Source organism: Virgibacillus carmonensis, assembly GCF_057836705.1.
Genome location: NZ_JBYQFJ010000001.1, coordinates 25,758 through 45,080, shown reverse-complemented (window position 1 = coordinate 45,080; position 19,323 = coordinate 25,758). Strand labels below are relative to the sequence as shown.

The window sequence follows — 19,323 nt, the reverse complement described above, 5'->3', positions numbered from 1 at the left end:
TATGTAAGCGCGTACATCACATGGCCTAGTATCTTTCACTCGTAATATCATAAATTAGAGAGGAATGATTTCCATGAAAAAAATGTCATTAAGCACAAAAGTCTTAATTGGTTTTGTACTAGGGATAGTAATCGCCCTTATCTTTAAAGAAAAAGCTACAGTAGTTAAGCCTTTAGGTGATCTATTTCTAAACCTAATTAAAATGATTGTTGTTCCCTTAGTATTCTTTTCAATAGTAAGTGGTATAACTTCTATGAACAACTTTACAAAATTGAAAAGAATTGGTGGTAAGGTATTATTATTTTATATAGTTACTACTATTTGTGCAGGTACTATCGGTTTAATAGTTGCCAATTTAATTTCACCTGGATCTAGTGTTACGTTAGATGAAATTGAAGTTAAACCAGGGCAATTCGAAGAGGAAGCTACACCATCAGTCATTGATACCATAGTTTCCATGTTCCCTACTAATCCATTTAACTCACTTGTTGAAGGAAATCTAATGCAGGTTATTGTGTTTTCAATTTTTCTAGGGATTTCTATGGTTCTATTAGGTGATAAGGTACAAACTTTTAAGAAGTTCTTTGATAACGGTGCAGAAGTTATGTACAAAATAACAGATATTGTAATGAAATTTTCTCCTATTGGTGTTGCAGCTTTAATTGCTACTACAATAGGAGAGTATGGAGCAAAGGTTTTAGGATCAATTACTGCTTTGATCATAGCAGATTATGTAGGCTTATTGCTCATCTGTTTTGGTTTATATGCACTAATAATTAAATTCATTGTCAAAATGAAATTAGGTATTTTTTATAAGAGCGCTTTAAAAATTTGGCCTATAACAGCTAGTACAACAAGTAGCTCTGGTACATTACCCTATACGATGGAGGTTGTTGAGAAAGACCTTGGTGTATCTAAGAGTCTCACGGGTTTTTCATTACCGTTAGGTGCAACTATTAATATGGACGGTGCAGTAAACTACTTTGCTATTGCTGTAATTTTTGTTGCCCAGATTTATGGAATAGAACTTACGATAACTCAACAAATAACTACAATTTTACTTGCAACCTTAATATCTGTTGGGGCTCCAGGAATCCCGGGCGGAGGAATTGTTATGACAATCATGTTATTGACAACGATGGGGCTACCTCTTGAGATCATGGGATTAATAGCAGGAATCTATAGAGTCATAGACATGGGGCATACTTCTCTAAATGTTACTGGAGATATGGTGTGTACACTGGCTGTTGCAAAATCTGAGAATCTGATATATGATACTAAACCTGGTGAGGCTAGTGAAGATATAAATGCTAAAGTAGTATAAGACAGCATCCATAATTAGGCGACAAATAACCCTCATCTCTAACTGCGAGGGTTATTTGTCGCTTATTTAGTCTTTTTGAATACGACAATCAACAGGATTGGTCGGTAATCAAGGAGCAGGTGATCTAATATTCCTTCGTCTTTCGTTTTAAGTTAGGAAGCTAATCTTAGTTTTTACGATTGCACTTCCGCTATCATCCCATGTACTTTCTCAACTTCACTATCTGACACCTGGAGATAATAAGTACCGTCAATCTTAGTACCATTGCCCTTCATCATATAGCTAACAACATTTTCTCTTGTACTTTTATAACCGCTCAATAAATTTTTCATATCATCAAATTCTAAATTAGTGGTCATATTGTTTCCTAGAACATCAATAACTCCATTAATTTTACCTACTGAAGCAACACTTGCCCCTTCATTAACTATACCCTGAATCACTTGACGTTGACGGGCTGTACGACCAAAGTCACCTGCTGGATCCTGCTTTCGCATCCGAACAAAATGCATTGTTTTATCTCCATCCATTGTTGTTGGTCCTTTTGTAAAAGTGTACTTTCCATCCTGCCATGCAATCTCATTATCTACTGTGATTGTTCCTAATTGGTCAACCAAAGCATCTAACCCCTGCATATTCATGCGGACAAAATAATCAAGTTCAATATCCAGGAAGTTTTCTACGGTTGCAACCGACATATCTGCACCACCATATGCATAAGCATGATTTATTTTATCATTAAAGCCTTTACCAGCCATCATCGTTCTCGTATCACGAGGGATACTGACAATTTGCATTTTGTTGTTTTCAGGATCTAATGACATGACCATCAATGCATCCGAACGCCCTTGGTCATTCGCCCTTGCATCTACACCGAGTAATAATATGTTAAGCGGTTCTGTCGCCTTCATCTTTTTCGCTGTTAACGTATGATCAATAGATTCTACTGGTTCATGCATTTTTTCATTTACTGTATTTTTAGCGTTATCATATAAGGAATAAGCATAGATCCCTATTCCTACTAGAACGATAAATAGGATAGCCAAAGGTATTTTAAGCCATAGTTTTTTAGACTTTTTATTTTGCTCAGAACGTTTCATGGGAAAACTCCTTAATTTCTAACTACTTCTTTAACAAAACTCTTAATTCCATCTAATACCATATCCTGTCTTTCTTATATCACATTTAATCCTGATAAAAGGCTTTAACCATAATATTTTAATTAACTATTATCAGGCAATAGATAATATGACATTCCAATAATCTATTTATCAAACTGACCCTTTCCCCAAAACAACCTGCACAACCGTCTTAAAAAACACTTTTACATCCAACCATAAACTAAAGTTTCTCACATAATACAAATCATGTTTAATTTTCTCTCCATGATTCATATCACTTCTACCGTTTGCTTGTGCCCAGCCAGTAATACCTGGTTTTCCATGTAACCTTCTTTTTTGTTCTTTACTATAGCATCTAGTAATTTCCATTAGTTCAGGTCTTGGTCCTATTACACTCATATTGCCCTTTAATACGTTATAAAACTGTGGTAATTCATCCAAGCTATATTTTCTTATAAATTTACCAATCCTAGTTATATTCGGATTATCAACTGACCCTATTTTAAACACAAAGTTATCAGGAACACCATTCTTCCAATTATAAATTGTCCCTTTACTCTTACCCTTTGATGATTTAGATTGATTAACTTTCATTGAACGAAATTTGTACATTTCAAAAGCAATATCATCTTTCCCACTTCGCTTTTGTTTAAAAAATACTGGTCGTCCATCTTCAACAATAATAAATATCGCCAAAACTAAAAAAACGGGTAATAAAAATAATATAATAACTAAACTAAATATAATATCAAATAATCGTTTAAATACTAATTGAAGTGGCTTTTTCGATATCTTGTATGGACTTTCTATCTGATTCAGTGAGCTGCTCAATTGATTTCACCCCTCCACTACCGTCTGCTATGCCAATAATTTGCTTTGGTTGCTTTATATTATCAACTATAACCATTCCTTCTGATCCTATAAACCCACCTGAAACAATAGATATATTATTAATTTCTGATTCCCCATAAACATCCTCAAAAAAGGAAGTTGTATACTCAAATGTTGATAGTAATTGGTAAGGTAAAGCAATTCGTGTATCTAACCTTGTAATTGTTGTATTTTGTTTTATCACTTTTTTAACAAAATTACTACTAAAATTATTTATTCCACCATCAATGATAAATGTGCCTTTAACAATATAAGGAAACAAAATATCTTCTTCCTTAAACTGACCTGAAAGAAACGAAATAATTACATCTAACTTTTGAGATGTTTCTTCCATTTGATCAAATGTTTTTACTGAAGATGAAAAATTAGGTAGAATACTATTTAAACCATTTACAATAGCATTTTCTTTCGCTATTGTCCTACCCTTTACATATACATTTGCCTGTCTTTCACTTAGTCTTAATGCAATTTTATTGGCTAAATTTCCTGTACCTATAACTAATACATTCTTATCAATCAAATCGTCATTAAACTGGTTTCGTATTAATGTGTCACAGGACTCAAGAGTAGTATCATTTGGTTTTACTGCTATTAATTTTGTTCGATTAACTTTTTCTTTAGCGAATTTAAATAAGTTAATCTTTTGTTTTTGTTCTATATCAATATATATAGTATCAACTTTACCATCGAAAAAACTTAGAGTATCTTCAAGTAATTCACCATCGTTTATTAAGAAACTAGATATTGCAGTATTCAATGCAAACCTTCTAGGTAGTAATATGAAATCTGTTGCATGCTTTGCTGTAGTGCTAATTGTAATAGCCGTATTAGCATGGGCTACTAAATAATCCATTTCCTTTAATAATCTTTCCTGAATACTCATTATAATCATTTCCTTATAATAAAATCATTGATAAATTTATAAATTTTGTTCTTGTAATTGATCTAGAAACTTCACAAACATTTCTTCCCGGTTATAATTTTCTATAACATACTCTCTATTATTAATTGATGCTTTTTCATAAGCTTTTTTGTCATCTTTATATTCTATTAATGCATTTGCTAAACTTTCGGGGTCTTTCGGATCAAAAAATAAAGCACATCCAAGCTTCTCCAAGATATCTCTACCTTCACCTTTAATACTAGTAATAATAGGTTTATTATTTAACAAGTAATCGAATAATTTAGATGGAATAGTTTTTTCAAATATAGGATCTTCAATTAAACTAAAGAATAACAAATCTACTTGATTAAGTCTATTCAATACTTCATTTTTAGGTAAGGTACCTGTAAATGTTATATTTTTCATGTTTAATTCTTTTGCATCCTCTTCTAACCTTTTACGTTCTATGCCATCTCCGATAATTACAAACTCAAAATTCGAATCACTATTTGCTAAGAACTGAGACGTTTTCAATATAATTTCCATATTTTGTACTATCCCTATATTCCCGGCATAGCCAATTGTTATTTTGTCTTTATTTTGTTTTGTAACTGGTTGTAAGTCGTCTTGAATACTTGCAGGAGAAATCCCATTATATAAGATATGAATATTTCCATGTTTTGATTCTTTATAGATATAATCTTTCATAGGTTTAGAGACACAGGTAATAATATCAGCTTTTTTATAAAGAAGTCTTTCTATTCTTTTGGTAACTTTATATAATATTCCATTAGGCTTTAACATCCCTGCAGAAACTGCAGAATCTGGCCAAACATCTCTTATATCAATAATTAATTTTGTACGTTTAAAAAAAGATACAACGAGACCTCCAAGAGCTACAAAAAGTGGGGGGGATGTAACTATCACATAGTCATACTTCCTCTTACTTAAACGAAATAAAGAATGATATATTGATTTAATCATAAATCCAAAATAGTTTTTTATATAGTTAATAAAAGACTTTTTATTAACTTTTTCTAGTCTTATTCTATGAATGTAATCAGAAGGTTTTATTTCTTCAACAACTGATTTTTGTGGGTAAGCTGTTACTACAGTTACATCATAATTCTGCTTTTTTAAAGCTTTATATAGGTCATTAATTCGGAATGAAGCAGCATTAATATCTGGAAGAAAGTATTGAGAAATTAAAAGAATCTTTTTTTGCATTGGTATAATACACCTTTCAACAAGTCCACCTTAAATTATTCTGGAAATGTTTATATTAATATCTATAAATTACTTTCAACCAACTCTTCCCTATTTACTAACTCAAAGAGATTACCAAAATTATAATAATTGAATTGTGATTTTGGAGTATTAACGCAATTTTTAGTATCTAAAATATTAGCTGTCCTCATTCTATTCTTAACATTTTCCCAATCAAGGTTTTTAAACTCATTATGATCAGTAAGAATTAGCATAATGTCCGCATCATTAAGTGAATTGTCATATGAAGAAAGTTGGAAATCTACTTGTTCTTGTTTAACATATGGATCATAAACATGTACATTATAACCTTCATTAATTAATAGCCTTACAATCTCAAGTGCAGGGCTTTCTCGAATATCATCAATATTTCCCTTATATGCTAATCCAAATACAGCAATTTTCGATGAACGATTAGTTACCTTTTTCAATTGTTTTACAACAAACTTAGGCATTGAATTATTAATAGCTCTTGCATCACTTATTAATTGTGCATTCTCTGGATCCTTTTCAATAATAAAATATGGATCTACTGCTAAACAATGTCCTCCCACACCGGGTCCTGGCTGGTGTATATTAACTCTCGGATGCTCATTTGCAAGAGATATAACTTCCAATGCATCTATTTTTAAACCCTCCGATATCTTAGTTAATTCATTTGCTAAAGCTATGTTAACATCTCTATAGGTATTCTCCATTAATTTTGACAACTCAGCACTTTCAGCAGTTGTTTCTAACACTTTGCCTCTAACAAACGTACGATACACACCTGCTGCTTTTTTTGTAGAAACGGAATTAATTCCTCCTACTATTCTATTGTTTTCATACAGTTCTATTAGTATTCTGCCCGGCAATACACGCTCTGGACAGTGTGCTAAATATATATCTTCCCCTGGTTTAAAGCCTGCGTCATCAAAAATAGGTGCCACAACATCTCTAGTAGTTCTTGGCGGAATAGTTGACTCCACAATTATTGTATTACCTTGTTTTAATACTGGCAACACTGATCTAACTGCATTTTCTACATAACGAAGGTTTGCAGTTAAATCTTGGTTATGTGGTGTAGGAACAGCAATTATAAATACATCTGCTTCAACCGGTGACATTTTTGCAGTGAATGTTTTATTTTCTACCACTTTTTCTACTGCTTTATCTAAGCCGTTTTCTTTAATATGGACCCTTCCTTTATTTAATTCATCAACTGCTAGCGAATTTACATCAACTCCAATTACTTCCCAACCATTTTCAGCAAATACAACTGATGTTGGTAAACCAATATAGCCGAGTCCAATTACACATAATTTTTTTGTCATTATTTACACAACCTTTTCCATTTTTAAATTAAATAATAAACTTCATATAATTCTACTAGTATAATTCTTGTTATACAATTACAATATTAGTTTCATTTTCAGAACCCTTCATGAGTATAGTTACTTTTTTTGTGTTTTCTACCGATCCATACGACCTTGAGAATAGCTGTTTTTCAATATTGAATATTCCATTAGTAGTCATTTTTAAAGTAACATGTTTATTGTAAATTAAAATGTATTTGTCAAATCTTTTAACATCAAAGTCCTTATTTAATACAAAATGTATTTTAACGTTAGTGCTTATACTTTCAGACAGTGTATCAGTTATTTTTATACTGTTATGATTTAACTTCACTTTTCTTTCATAAATCACATTATACTTATTTACATATCCATAATGTTTTCCTTTAAACATATCAGGCTTTACTTCTTGAACCTGTGAATAAGTAAATTCTTTCATTTTAAAAAGATCAAAACCTATATCATTTTGTTCAACCCCTTCAATACTTAAAGTATTATGAGAAGAAGTCGATCGAAGGAGTCTTCTTAATTTATAATTTCCACTATAAACGCCTGTTCCTGGGTCAACGAACACAGAATAATTCATTACGGACAATACAAAACTTAATTGGTCATTATGTGCATGTCCTCCTATACCATTTAGCCCGATCTTTCCACATCTAATTAGAGCATCAAATTTATCATTAAATATTCGATACAAACCTATATCATTAAAAACGATTGGCGATTTATTACGTATTGGTATATCCTTTTGATAATAAAACTGTCCTAATTTTATCAGATATAAAAAATTGTCTTTTGTTAAATTAGCTTCAATATTAATCTTCATTAATCTACCATTATCCATATCCCCAATTATGGGTATTTTATTATCAAACATTACTTCTCTTAGAGAAATTAACATTTTAAATGTAGTTTTTTCTATACTATTAGGAACAATAATATTATTTTCTTTTAAAATAATTAAAGAGGAAAGTAACATTTCTAAATTAAGGCAATGGTATGAAATTGAATCTTCATAGCTAAAACCGTCGGGGTATATTTGATAGCTAAGTTCATATTCAAATTGTTTTAGTACAACAGACAAGTGTTTTTTCATTCTCTTTTTATGAGGAAAACCATTCAAATTTTGAAAATAAATTAATATCCATAGTAATCCAACCAGATTAGATATGTAATGGTTATTAGAATTCAATCCTTTTTCTAGATTATTTTTAAGATAAATATAATGTTTGTATATAAGTTTATTTATTACAATAATTTCATCAGCAGAAAACAATGAATACTTTTTCAATAATAATATAGACTCAATTAGATTTACTACTCTAATTGAAACCTCCATCCCTACAGCCCAATTTACTGAATAATTAAAAGGATTCTGTTCTATCCATTCCTTCAAATCACGCTTTAACTTTATAACATATTTATTATCTTTTGTTATTAAAAAGGCATGCGCCAAAACTGTTAAATGGTAAAATCGAGAAAGTTCCCAAACGTTTTTAATATCAGAATCACTATTTTCATCTTTTATTTCAAGTTTACTAAAATGCTTATTTTCCCATTGAAATCTATTTATATAATCATAATTCCAATTTATTTCATTTTCCGATACTATTTTTTCAGAGTTAATCGACTGATAAATATTATCAACTAACAAATCTGCCTCTTGTAGTACAACATTGGTATTCTGCTTATGGAATTTATTATAAATAATAAAAAATGAATTCATATTCGATACGTCACTTATTTCAATATCATTTTCAAATGATTTTAACTTAGAAGTGGTTTTATAAATATTTTTCAAAAATCGATTATATATTATTGTACCTTTTTCTACCATTGGCTTTTCAGATAAAATGAGTTTCTTTATCATATATGCACATCACCTTTTCTTGATATACCTTAAATATTGAAATATAAAAAGTATATTATTTATTAAAAGTGCTAGTATAGTGGCTATAATTGCACCTAAAACTCCATAAATAGGAACAAAAATAAAGTTTAATACTAAGTTAGATATAGCTAAAACTATAGCATTTATTAATTTTTGATTCGACAAGCCCTTGGCAGAAAAATAATAGTTTATTGGTGTGAAAGAAGAATTTAACAAAGCAATGATAGGTAATAAGTATATAAAATTTAATATAACATGGTAACTTGAATTATAATAATTTATTATTATAAAAGAACCTATTAAAGATAAGATTATACCTAAAATTAAACTTAAAGCAGCGTTTATATATAATAGCTGTTTAGGTATATAGGATTGTTGCGAAAACTTTTTGAACATAAGTTCTGATATTGACACACTGAATAATTTAACGGGTATAATAAAATTTAAAGCTAAGGTATATATTCCTACACTTCCAAAACCATAGACGAACTGAAGTATGAATTTATCCATATCATACGTTCCCATGGCGACTACTTGGGAGATATGTACTTTCACTCCATAATTCCTTATAGTTTTTATAATATAAACTAAATTTTTCTTAACATTAACAAAAGATGGCTTCAATCTGAAAATAAATAATAGGCTAAATACCATTGTTGTACTTGCATAAATGAATAAAATGTTTGTTAAGTTTTGACCAAATAAAAAGATTAATAATAAAGTTACTAAATTTATAAATAGATCGAAATAATACATCGAAAAGTAATCTAATAAGGGAACACTTACTTTTTTAACTAATTGTTGTAATACATATCCTATTGAAATTAAAGAAAGCAGAATTGGTAGTGGGAAATCATATAACTGAAAAATAATGCTACTTATTATTCCGAATAAAATGCTAACAAAAACAATTAATAATAGAACTGTACCAATTATAGACTTAACCTTTTGTTTATTTTCCTCACTATTTAATATAATCATTGCTGAATCCAAAACACCAAATCCAACTATTAAATATGTGATATTCAATATTACAAAATATAAACTAAATACCCCAAAATCCTCTGGATTTAATATTTGACTACTCACAATTATCATTATCAGGAATTTGAATAATTGACCTAATACCTTGGTTGCAAATAAATATAGAAATTTTTTTATTTTACGGAAAAATATCTTCATATGTTTTCCCTATTAATATTACCAACCTTGACTTCCTTAGTTTGACTAATTAATAAAATTGACAATAGTAATCCACCTGTTAATAAAGAAGTCAATATTGCACTGTTCCACAATGTATATATCGGAGAAATTAAAGTTATTAAAATAACACTGCCATCTACCTTGTAAGTATAATAGTCTATTGTCTTAAATAGAATTATTATAATTATTATCGCAATTAAAATCCCTAGAAACCCAGCATTTGCATATTCAGAACCGATAAAGCCTGTAACAGCATTAGTACCCTGGTTACCAAAGTACAACTTCCCTATAAGTAATGATGGAAGGAGGTCAGGCTCTACATTGAAAGCTCTTCCTAGCATTGAATCTAACCAATATCTAAAGTCATGTGTGCTAAAATAATCAAAGTAATAAAAACTTATTAAAGCTGGTAAATAGAATACACGTCTAATAAATATATCAATAACAACCGAGTTAGCAACAAAAAAAATTTCTAAAATAGAAACCATTGATAAAAAAAGAAGGGAATTTATAAAATATAATATCACATCCCTCTCGATATACAGTTTTCTTAAAAAGATAATGGCATATATTATCATAGTATTAAACAGCACCATCTTATTTCCTGTTAAAATATAAAGCCATATTTGAAATGCTGTAAACACTAACACTATTCCCAGTTTTTTATTAGTTAACGCAATAGCTATAATAAAAGGATTAATAACCTTCGACTGCCAACTGAATAAATAATTCATACCTAAACTATAATTTACATTTTCTCTTATGCTATAAACTTTTGATAAATCAAAGACTTGAAATATATTTATATTATTTATATTTAATAATGTCATAATTATAGCTGTATACAATGAAATAACAAAAATAAAATACTTAAAATAGTTACCAATATAATTTCTTTTTATACTAATATTACTTTCTTTCCCAACATCAATAAAAACTATAAAAAAACATAATATTAAAAATGCAATCGTAGTATAAAAGTAAAATATACTACTCTGATTCATTATTGAAAATATAGAGCTAAACGGTATATAGACAACAAAAAAAAGAATTACGTAAAAAAAGTGAGAAATACGTCTTTTATAAAAAGATATTAAATAAGAAAATAACAATAGGCAAGTATACGAAATTACAGTTTTATAAATATTGAAGTCAACGAAAAATCCTGTATAATTCCATTTGATTGATAAATAATTTACTAAAATTAAATCGATGAAAGCTCTAAACACTATTATACCTACAGTAATAATTAAAATTTTTTTTATCTGTACATTCATTAAATCACCTATCTTTTATCGATACGTAAAGCTTTTCTAATCGATCCTTCATTACAATCCATGAGTAATGTTTATAATTTCTTTTCGAATTTTCACCCTTTGTTTTCAATTCATTTTTATTTTCAAACAAATAATTGATTAAAGATGAGAACTCTTTTTGAGAATAATCGATTAAATAACCTATTTCATTGTTGCCAACAATATTTTCTAGTCCAGTGTTTTTTGCAACAACTATTGGTTTACCTAATATCATTGCTTCATAAACTTTATTGGGTGCAGAATACCTATGATTAGGAACTTTGGGGTTGTAAATAGCAACCATTATATCGCACTTCGAGTAATGGTTGAAGGTTTCAGAATACTGTACTTCCCCTAAATAAGTTATGTTCTTATATTTGTAGCTCTGTTCTTCTACCCAACCTTCAAGCGGCCCAAGCCCTCCAATTGTAAGAGTTAATTTATTATTGTTTTTAACTACTTCAATCAATTCTTTAATAAATCTGGTCTCGATTAATGTACCTATATAACAGATATTTATAATTTTATCATTATTACCTTTGTTTGAAATACAATCTCCAGAGTTAAATACTGGTGTATTGTGTATTACCACAAGCCGATTAGGATTAGAACCTTTTATTTGAACTGATCTATCTTCTGTACAAATAATTGTTGCTTCAGCATACTTAATTACATTAAATTCAATCTTTTTAATCGTATTTCTTAAATATATTGGAATTCCCCCTCTGCTATCAACATAGAAGTCAGCGATATGGTATACATATCTGACTTTTAATATTCTATATAATAGACTAGCCGCTATTCCAGTATCTAAATCAAAGTCATGAATAATATCAAATTCTTTTCTGTATTTTAAAAGAATATAAAAAAGAATGCTTTGATAAACCATTAAGTTCCATAAATTTTTATAACCCTTCCCACTTTCCCCTCTTAGATTAATCTCAATATGTTTAAACTCTTTATTTTTGTAATGTAATGTTTTCACGTTTATTTTCTTTTCACAACTTTTCTTGCGGTTTCTGGTAATTAAAAATATAGAATTCGCCTCGCTAATTGCATCAACTATTCTTGATAACCCTGCATTAAGTTCAATGTCAGCATTCCTTATAACACAAACCCTCATTTATATACCCTACCTTTTATGAATTTTGAAGGCATCAATATAATTGCTTTTAACGCAATTATTAATCTAGCCCTTCACCGCCAACAAGGTTTTCTCCATAAAGACAATTGCCATCAACTTATCTTTCAAGTCGCTAGAGGAATACCTATCAAATCTCCCAATCAAATCTAACAGAACTTCTCCTTCCACTTGACTCGTCTTCCCAACATAAATCTTCTCATATACTTGATTTGGATGAACCTCATCCGCGCCTAATAATTCCTCAAACATCTTCTCCCCAGGTCTAATACCAGAAAATTTAATCGGAATCTCATTCTCCGTATAACCAGATAGATTAATAAGGTTCTTGGCCAAGTCGACAATTTTAACCGGTTCGCCCATATCGAGCACGAATATTTCTCCACCCTTTGCAAGAGTCCCAGCTTGGATAACTAGTCTAGAAGCTTCTGGAATTGTCATAAAGTACCGAGTCATGGCTGGATCTGTAATCGTAATCGGACCACCGCGCTCAATTTGTTTCTTAAACAACGGTATAACACTGCCTCGGCTTCCAAGGACATTACCAAATCGTACAGCAACAAAATTCGTCTTACTTCGTGGGTTTAAGTCTTGGATAACCATTTCTGCAACACGTTTCGTTGCACCCATCACGTTTGTTGGGTTAACTGCTTTATCAGATGAAACAAGGACAAATGTATCCACACCAAATGTATCCGCTGCTTCTGCTACATTTTTTGTACCAATAATATTGTTCTTTACCGCTTCGTGTGGATTATATTCCATTAATGGTACATGCTTATGCGCTGCAGCATGATAGATAATTGTTGGTTTATATTTTTCGACAACATCAAACATGCGCTCACGATCCTGCACATCTCCAATAACAGGAACGATTTCTATATTCATGTCACCATATTTCTCTTTGAGTTCCATATCAATCGTATAAATACTAAATTCGCCGTGTCCTACCAAAACAATTTCACTTGGTGTGAAACGCATCAGTTGGCGGCATAATTCTGATCCAATTGAGCCACCTGCACCGGTTACCATTACTGTATTACCTGTGACATATTCGGAAATGGTATTAATATCAAGTTCCACAGGTTCACGTCCAAGTAAGTCTTCTACTTCGACATTCTTCAACTGACTTACTGATACTTTTCCAGTCATTAGATCCTCAATTTTCGGGATCATTTGCGTTTTTGCTTTTGTTTTATTACATTCTACGACAAGTTTATTTAGGGCCCCGTTACGTAATGATGGAATCGCGATAACGATATGTTCAATGTTATGGTTTTTCACGACTGTTTCGATGTCCTTCGCTTGGCCGAGTACTGGTAGATTATATAATTGCATTTTTTGTTTGGAAAGATCATCATCAATAAACGCTACTGGTAATAGCTCAGAATTGTTTTGATTTTTCAATTGCCTAACGATCATTGCACCAGCTGAACCAGCACCAACAATCAATGTCCGTTTTTTGTTTTCAGCATTATTCATAATTTGATCCCGATAGACACGCCAAATAAAGCGCGATCCTCCAATTAAGATAATATGTAACATCCATGTAACAACAAGTGCACGTTTATATATGGCAAAATCATTTACGAGGTATTGAACAATTCCTGCAGCAATAATAGAAAGTGTAATAGCTTTAACAATAGCTGTTAGTTCACCTACACTGGCATATGACCAAACCTTGTTATATAGATTGTAAACAGTAGCAAAAAGATGATGGAATACAAGTAGTGCAATAGAACTAATGATAAGTGCCGGCATATTGAAGACTGGTGTATATGGATATACAATCCAGGAAGCAATAAATATAGCTGTACTAACTATGATGGAGTCCATTAGGACAAGTAATGTTAGACGCATACGATATGTCACGATTTCAACCCCTTTCTTATATAGTTACATGCAAACTTAAACACTAGTGAATGAGTACCTACATACTATTAATTACTCATTCACTAGTATTTTAGTTCATTGAAATTGTCTATTTATATTTTTACATACTTTATTACAATTTGTAAGTCTTTTTACGTATATTTTACAACATTCGACATAAAATAATAACTAGCTATTCATATTTAATAATCTATCTAGATACTCAATGACTTCTACTCTGTTACGCATATCCAGCTTACTGTAGATATCACTAATGTAATTCTTGACCGTTCCCATACTCAGGTATAGCTTCTCTGCAATTACCTTGTTGCTATAACCTTCCATTAACAGATAGGCGATATCAATTTCTCGGTGTGACAACTGTATGTTCCGATGTTCTAACTGCTGGGCCAGTATTTGCTTTTTATTAAATTGCAGGTCTTGTACTTTCTTCGCTAGGATTTTAGCTACATCGCCTGATAACACAACTTGCCCATTATAAGCATCACGTACAGCACGAATTAAATTTTCTGCAAAGAGGCTTATTAATAGGAATCCATCTGCTCCTACATTCAACCCATTTACGACTAGGTCCTCATCTACTGTGGTAGTTAATAGAATCACTTTGATCGTTGGGTGGCTTCCTTTGATTCCAAGCGTCATCTTGATGCCTTCTTTATAACGCAAGTGGACATCAATTAAAACAACATCAATGCTTTGTTCGTTTATTTTGTGTATAGCATCTTTGTGGTTTGCGGCAACAGCTGTTACCCGTATATCTTCTTCACGATTAATAACGGCTTGTATACCTTCACTAAATAAACGTTGATCCTCAATTAACAACACATTGATCATAGCCATAACTCCCTTTGAAAGTTTATGGAAATAGTTTACCCACCTGTAACGGAATGATTCCATTGATAGCAGTCAGGAACCATTACCTGTTTCACAATTTTTATTCTATCTAAAAGCCTAGGCGGATTTATGTATACCCTCCATTTATCACGTGAATAATCAGATAAAGAAGGGTCAATGGAAGTCATACCTATTGGACTTCTTCTAAAAGAGTCCCATGAATTTTTTCTTTTTAACCATAGAAGGTTCCATTTTGTTTACGTTTTGGTTATCTGCAAGCAGTTGGCAGTTTTCCATAAACATATAGAACATGTCGTTACCAAATTCATTACGTAGCTCTTGATACGCATCGTTCATGCAAAAACCGCGTGTTGTTGTGTTATGTGCATCAGAAGCAATGAAATGAGTTAGGTTTGCCTCCACTAATTGCTTCGAGAATTTTTGAATATTTTTCCCAAACTTGCCTATTAAACTAGCAGCAGTAACCTGAGTTAATGCACCTTTACGTACAAAATCATAAAGTTTTGCTGGATTTTGAATCAGTTCTGAGTTCCGCTCGGGGTGGACGATAACCGGTGTGTAACCAGAAACTTGTAAGTCAAACAGCATCTGCTTTGCATAACGAGGAACACTACCAGATGGAAATTCGATAAACATATATTTAGTAGCGTTTAGTGATAAAAGCTCATTTTTTTCTATATCCTCGATCATATCACCATTAATCCGGATCTCCTGACCGGCTAATAACGTTAAAGGTATGTCTTCATTCACAAGAAGTTCACTTAATACTTCCACACTTTTTATAATACTACCTTTCGTGTTGTCGTATTTGCCATTCTTATGATGTGGTGTTGCAATTATTGTATGAATGCCTTGTTGTACCGCCTCACGCGCCATCGCTAAACTATCAGCCTCTGTTACAGCGCCATCGTCAATACCGGGCAATATATGGCAATGAATATCAATCATGATTGTCACATCCTTGTTTGTTTCAGATTACATAATATTTCTAGAATTATAGCAGAATACGACGTATATTAATAGTCCATTTCGACATGTATCTCTCCTACTATATTCCATAGGTAAAAGGACTCATTCACTTACTATATCAAACTGGCAGTGCAATTACTATCATAAAATAGTCATATTAACGACAAAAAAGTCATATCTTGTTTTTTCATTAAAAAACTCCCTACCTGATGGGGTAAGGAGCAGATTTGTTAATTTACACCATAATAATAATAGTAATTGGATGCTTTCTTCTCTCGGTCATTTAAGATAGCACCTAGCAGCTTTGCTTTAGCGGGCTCTAATGCTTCCTTGGCCTTGAGTGCAGCTTCATTCTCTGTATTATTGCTTCGAACGACCACTAACGATCCGTCAACAATGTTGGCTAGTATTTGTGCATCCGTAACCGCAAGTACTGGTGGTGTATCGAAAATGATAAGGTCATATAAAAGGCTTGCTTCGTGTATCAACGTACGCATTTTTCTCGATCCTAACAATTCAGAAGGATTCGGTGGAATTGGTCCACATGGGATAATGTCCAGATTATCGACATCAGTTGTAGATGTTGACTCTTCTAAACTGGCCTCCCCTACTAAGATGTTACTTAACCCGTGTAGGTTATCTAAACGAAAGGTGTAATGTACGGTAGGTTTACGCATATCGGCATCAACGAGTAAAACTTTCTTCCCTTGCTGTGCGTAAACAACTGCTAGGTTAGCTGTTGTAATTGATTTACCTGCGCCAGGTCCTGGTGAGGTCACAAGCATTGTTCTAAGCTCATCATCAACCGAGGCAAACTGCAAATTGGTTCGAATCGTGCGATACTGCTCAGAAATCGGTGAGCGGGGATTTAGTTTTGTAATTAGATGTCTTATTTTGCTTGTTCTAGACGGATTTTTTTTGCGCGCCATTATAGCCACCTCGCTTCACTTGCTTTGATTGTATCTCCATATGTTCTCCGCGAACATCACTGTCATTGATATGCGTGATAACACCTAATATCGGTATTTCAAGAACTTTTTCCACATCTTCTTCTGTCGTAATCGTGTTATCCAGATACTCCAATAGAAATGCCAGACCAACGCCAACCATTGCCCCAAGTACAATTGCGATTGCAATGTTTAATAAAGGATTTGGACTAACTTGACTTGGGTTCTCCGAAAGTTCCGCTTCTGCTAGAATACTTACATTATCGACACTCATGATATCCGGAATTTTTTCCTGAAATGTTTCTACTGTAGTGTTTGCAATATCTACTGCCTGTTTCGGATCAGTATCTGTTGCTGTTACGGTAACAACCTGTGAGGATTCTTCACTGGCAACTTGTACTTTTGATTTTAATTCATCAGCCGAGGATGATAGATTTAATTCTTCGACAACATCTCCTAAGATTGCAGGACTCTTAATAATAATATTATACGTATTGATAAGTTGGATGTTTGTCTGAATATCATTTACACCATATTCAACTGCTGGATCTTGTTTTTCCTGGCTTACAATAAATTGTGTACTAGCTTGATAGGTAGGCGTCAAAACGAAATAGCTGACCACTGCCGCTATCAATGCTGCGCCGACTACTAATGAAATGATTAGTAAAAGACGCTTTTTAATAACCCCAAATATTTCCTTGAGGGAGATTGTTTCTTCCATAGTGTATAGACCTCCATTTAACTTTCTCATTGATGAGTATTCATCTATTTTTCTCTATAATTCATTTACTATATCGACAACACAATCGAAATTATAACACATTTATGGTGAATGGTTTATATTTTTTAATTAGTTTGTCTCTATCTATTACAAAAAGTGCGTATTATTACGATAATATTACAGGAAGGTAACTATTACGCTATATTTTGTCACAATTGTCACAAATCTACCATAATCATGCTATACTAATCTAGAAATTTAAAAAGATAGTTTATTTGTGAGAGGGGAATATCAACATTGGCAAATAAGAAAATTATTATGTCGGTTACAGCAAGTGCATTTATAGCTTCAGCTTTTGCAGCAACGGAGGCAGAAGCAGCATCGTATAAGGTGAAAAGCGGTGATTCATTATGGGCTATAGCACATGAATATAACACCAGCGTCGCGCAACTAAAATCTATTAACGGTTTATCTAGTAGTCTCATCTTTCCGAACCAGGTGTTAGAGACAGACGGGGCTAGTAGTGAACAAGCGGAAGAAAAACCAACTACATCTACTAATACAACTTCTACATATACAGTAAAAAGCGGTGACACATTAAGTGGAATCGCATCTAGACATAACATATCTTTATCTAATTTAATGAACTGGAATGACTTAAATTCTTCTTTAATCCATCCTGGCGACAAATTTGTCGTATCTAAGAGTGGAAATGCTTCTGCACCGGCTCCGGAACCAAGCGTTGAGGAAAATAAGGACGAGCAGGTTGCATCATCATCTGTTTACGTGGTACGTTCTGGCGATACCTTGAGTGGGATCGCATACAGTCAGAATGTAACGGTATCAGCATTGAAGAAATGGAACGGATTATCATCAAGTTTGATACTAGTTGGCCAGAAGTTAAGCATTGGCGGGAAATCAACATCAGGTGGTGGAACTGTTGAACCTGCTGAAGAGCCAAGCGCTGACGTTGACTATAATGCCAGCAAAGTCGTTAGCATCGCTAAAAGCATGTTAGGCGTTGACTACGCTTGGGGCGGATCAACACCAGCTGGATTTGATTGCAGTGGATTCATCGATTATGTTTACAGTAAAGCTGGCAAGGACATTCCTCGTACTTCCAGTGAAGGTTACTTTAACCGTTCATACTACGTGAACAACCCACAAGTTGGCGATCTTGTATTCTTTGAAGGTACATACAAAGCTGGGATCTCACATATGGGAATCTATCTTGGCAATGGGGAGTTTATCCATGCAGGTTCAAGTGGCGTAGAGATAAGCCCTGTTCATGGTAAGTACTATTGGGGCAAGCATTTTGATAGTTATAAGCGTTTTTACTAGAATTTTTTAGGTTAATTAAGAGCCAGATAGATTTAGAGGGTTTTCTGCTGACGCAGAAAACCCTCTTTTTGGTGTGTGGTGGAGTGTCGACTTTTTGTGGTTGATGATCAACTATTTGGGTGTGGCGATCGACTATCTAGTTCTGTCGATTGACTTTGTCTGATTTCCGATCGACTTTCTGGTTATGTGGATCAACTTTCTGCTTGTGACGATCAACTTCCGCACATTCACTTTGCACTTAGGAC

16 protein-coding genes are annotated in these 19,323 nt (G+C 32.5%); 2 read left to right on the top strand and 14 right to left on the bottom strand.

The features are described from left to right. Window positions 1-73: 73 nt before the first annotated feature. Window positions 74-1,324, top strand: a complete 1,251-nt coding sequence (locus AC3G7N_RS00205; protein WP_489420117.1) for a dicarboxylate/amino acid:cation symporter — start codon at window positions 74-76, stop codon at window positions 1,322-1,324. Between the two features lie 173 nt (window positions 1,325-1,497). Here AC3G7N_RS00205 and AC3G7N_RS00200 read toward each other — a convergent pair whose 3' ends face one another. The 14 genes from AC3G7N_RS00200 to AC3G7N_RS00135 all read right to left on the bottom strand — a co-directional run bounded on the left by AC3G7N_RS00200 (window position 1,498) and on the right by AC3G7N_RS00135 (window position 17,737). Continuing rightward, window positions 1,498-2,424, bottom strand: coding sequence for an LCP family glycopolymer transferase (locus AC3G7N_RS00200; protein ID WP_489420116.1), 927 nt, complete (start codon window positions 2,422-2,424; stop codon window positions 1,498-1,500). A 171-nt stretch (window positions 2,425-2,595) separates the two neighbouring features. Beyond that, the gene (locus AC3G7N_RS00195; protein ID WP_489420115.1) at window positions 2,596-3,276 is read right to left on the bottom strand and encodes a sugar transferase; all 681 of its coding nucleotides are present in this window, start codon (window positions 3,274-3,276) and stop codon (window positions 2,596-2,598) included. Beyond that, entirely contained in the window at window positions 3,206-4,219 is a 1,014-nt protein-coding gene (locus AC3G7N_RS00190) for an NAD(P)-binding domain-containing protein (protein WP_489420114.1), read from the bottom strand. Before AC3G7N_RS00190 ends, AC3G7N_RS00195 begins: the two co-directional genes overlap by 71 nt. 36 nt (window positions 4,220-4,255) lie before the next feature. Then, the gene (locus AC3G7N_RS00185) at window positions 4,256-5,446 is read right to left on the bottom strand and encodes a glycosyltransferase family 4 protein (RefSeq protein WP_489420113.1); all 1,191 of its coding nucleotides are present in this window, start codon (window positions 5,444-5,446) and stop codon (window positions 4,256-4,258) included. A gap of 62 nt (window positions 5,447-5,508) precedes the next feature. Then, window positions 5,509-6,798: a nucleotide sugar dehydrogenase gene (locus tag AC3G7N_RS00180; protein ID WP_489420112.1), complete on the bottom strand. Its 1,290-nt coding sequence runs from the start codon at window positions 6,796-6,798 to the stop codon at window positions 5,509-5,511. A 70-nt stretch (window positions 6,799-6,868) separates the two neighbouring features. Further along, window positions 6,869-8,692 (bottom strand): heparinase II/III family protein, encoded by a 1,824-nt coding sequence (locus AC3G7N_RS00175; protein WP_489420111.1) that lies wholly within the window; start codon window positions 8,690-8,692, stop codon window positions 6,869-6,871. Window positions 8,693-8,701: 9 nt separating this feature from the next. Then, complete coding sequence (locus AC3G7N_RS00170) at window positions 8,702-9,811, bottom strand: oligosaccharide flippase family protein (RefSeq protein ID WP_489420110.1); 1,110 nt, start codon at window positions 9,809-9,811, stop codon at window positions 8,702-8,704. An 80-nt stretch (window positions 9,812-9,891) separates the two neighbouring features. After that, on the bottom strand, window positions 9,892-10,746 hold the full coding sequence (locus AC3G7N_RS00165) for a hypothetical protein (protein ID WP_489420109.1): 855 nt from the start codon (window positions 10,744-10,746) through the stop codon (window positions 9,892-9,894). Window positions 10,747-11,197: 451 nt separating this feature from the next. Beyond that, window positions 11,198-12,334: a glycosyltransferase gene (locus tag AC3G7N_RS00160; protein ID WP_489420108.1), complete on the bottom strand. Its 1,137-nt coding sequence runs from the start codon at window positions 12,332-12,334 to the stop codon at window positions 11,198-11,200. A 66-nt stretch (window positions 12,335-12,400) separates the two neighbouring features. After that, window positions 12,401-14,224 carry a polysaccharide biosynthesis protein gene (locus AC3G7N_RS00155; protein ID WP_489420107.1) on the bottom strand — a complete coding sequence of 608 codons (1,824 nt, stop codon included), beginning with the start codon at window positions 14,222-14,224 and terminating at the stop codon, window positions 12,401-12,403. 189 nt (window positions 14,225-14,413) lie between these two features. Continuing rightward, the gene (locus tag AC3G7N_RS00150; RefSeq protein WP_489420106.1) at window positions 14,414-15,079 is read right to left on the bottom strand and encodes a response regulator; all 666 of its coding nucleotides are present in this window, start codon (window positions 15,077-15,079) and stop codon (window positions 14,414-14,416) included. 204 nt (window positions 15,080-15,283) lie between these two features. Further along, window positions 15,284-16,048 carry a tyrosine-protein phosphatase gene (locus AC3G7N_RS00145; RefSeq protein WP_489420105.1) on the bottom strand — a complete coding sequence of 255 codons (765 nt, stop codon included), beginning with the start codon at window positions 16,046-16,048 and terminating at the stop codon, window positions 15,284-15,286. Window positions 16,049-16,299: 251 nt separating this feature from the next. Further along, window positions 16,300-16,998 carry a CpsD/CapB family tyrosine-protein kinase gene (locus tag AC3G7N_RS00140; protein ID WP_489420104.1) on the bottom strand — a complete coding sequence of 233 codons (699 nt, stop codon included), beginning with the start codon at window positions 16,996-16,998 and terminating at the stop codon, window positions 16,300-16,302. Continuing rightward, on the bottom strand, window positions 16,973-17,737 hold the full coding sequence (locus AC3G7N_RS00135; RefSeq protein WP_489420103.1) for a YveK family protein: 765 nt from the start codon (window positions 17,735-17,737) through the stop codon (window positions 16,973-16,975). Before AC3G7N_RS00135 ends, AC3G7N_RS00140 begins: the two co-directional genes overlap by 26 nt. A gap of 297 nt (window positions 17,738-18,034) precedes the next feature. On the opposite strand from AC3G7N_RS00135, the gene AC3G7N_RS00130 reads away from it, so the two are divergent. Further along, the gene (locus tag AC3G7N_RS00130; RefSeq protein ID WP_489420102.1) at window positions 18,035-19,078 is read left to right on the top strand and encodes a C40 family peptidase; all 1,044 of its coding nucleotides are present in this window, start codon (window positions 18,035-18,037) and stop codon (window positions 19,076-19,078) included. Window positions 19,079-19,323 lie beyond the last annotated feature (245 nt).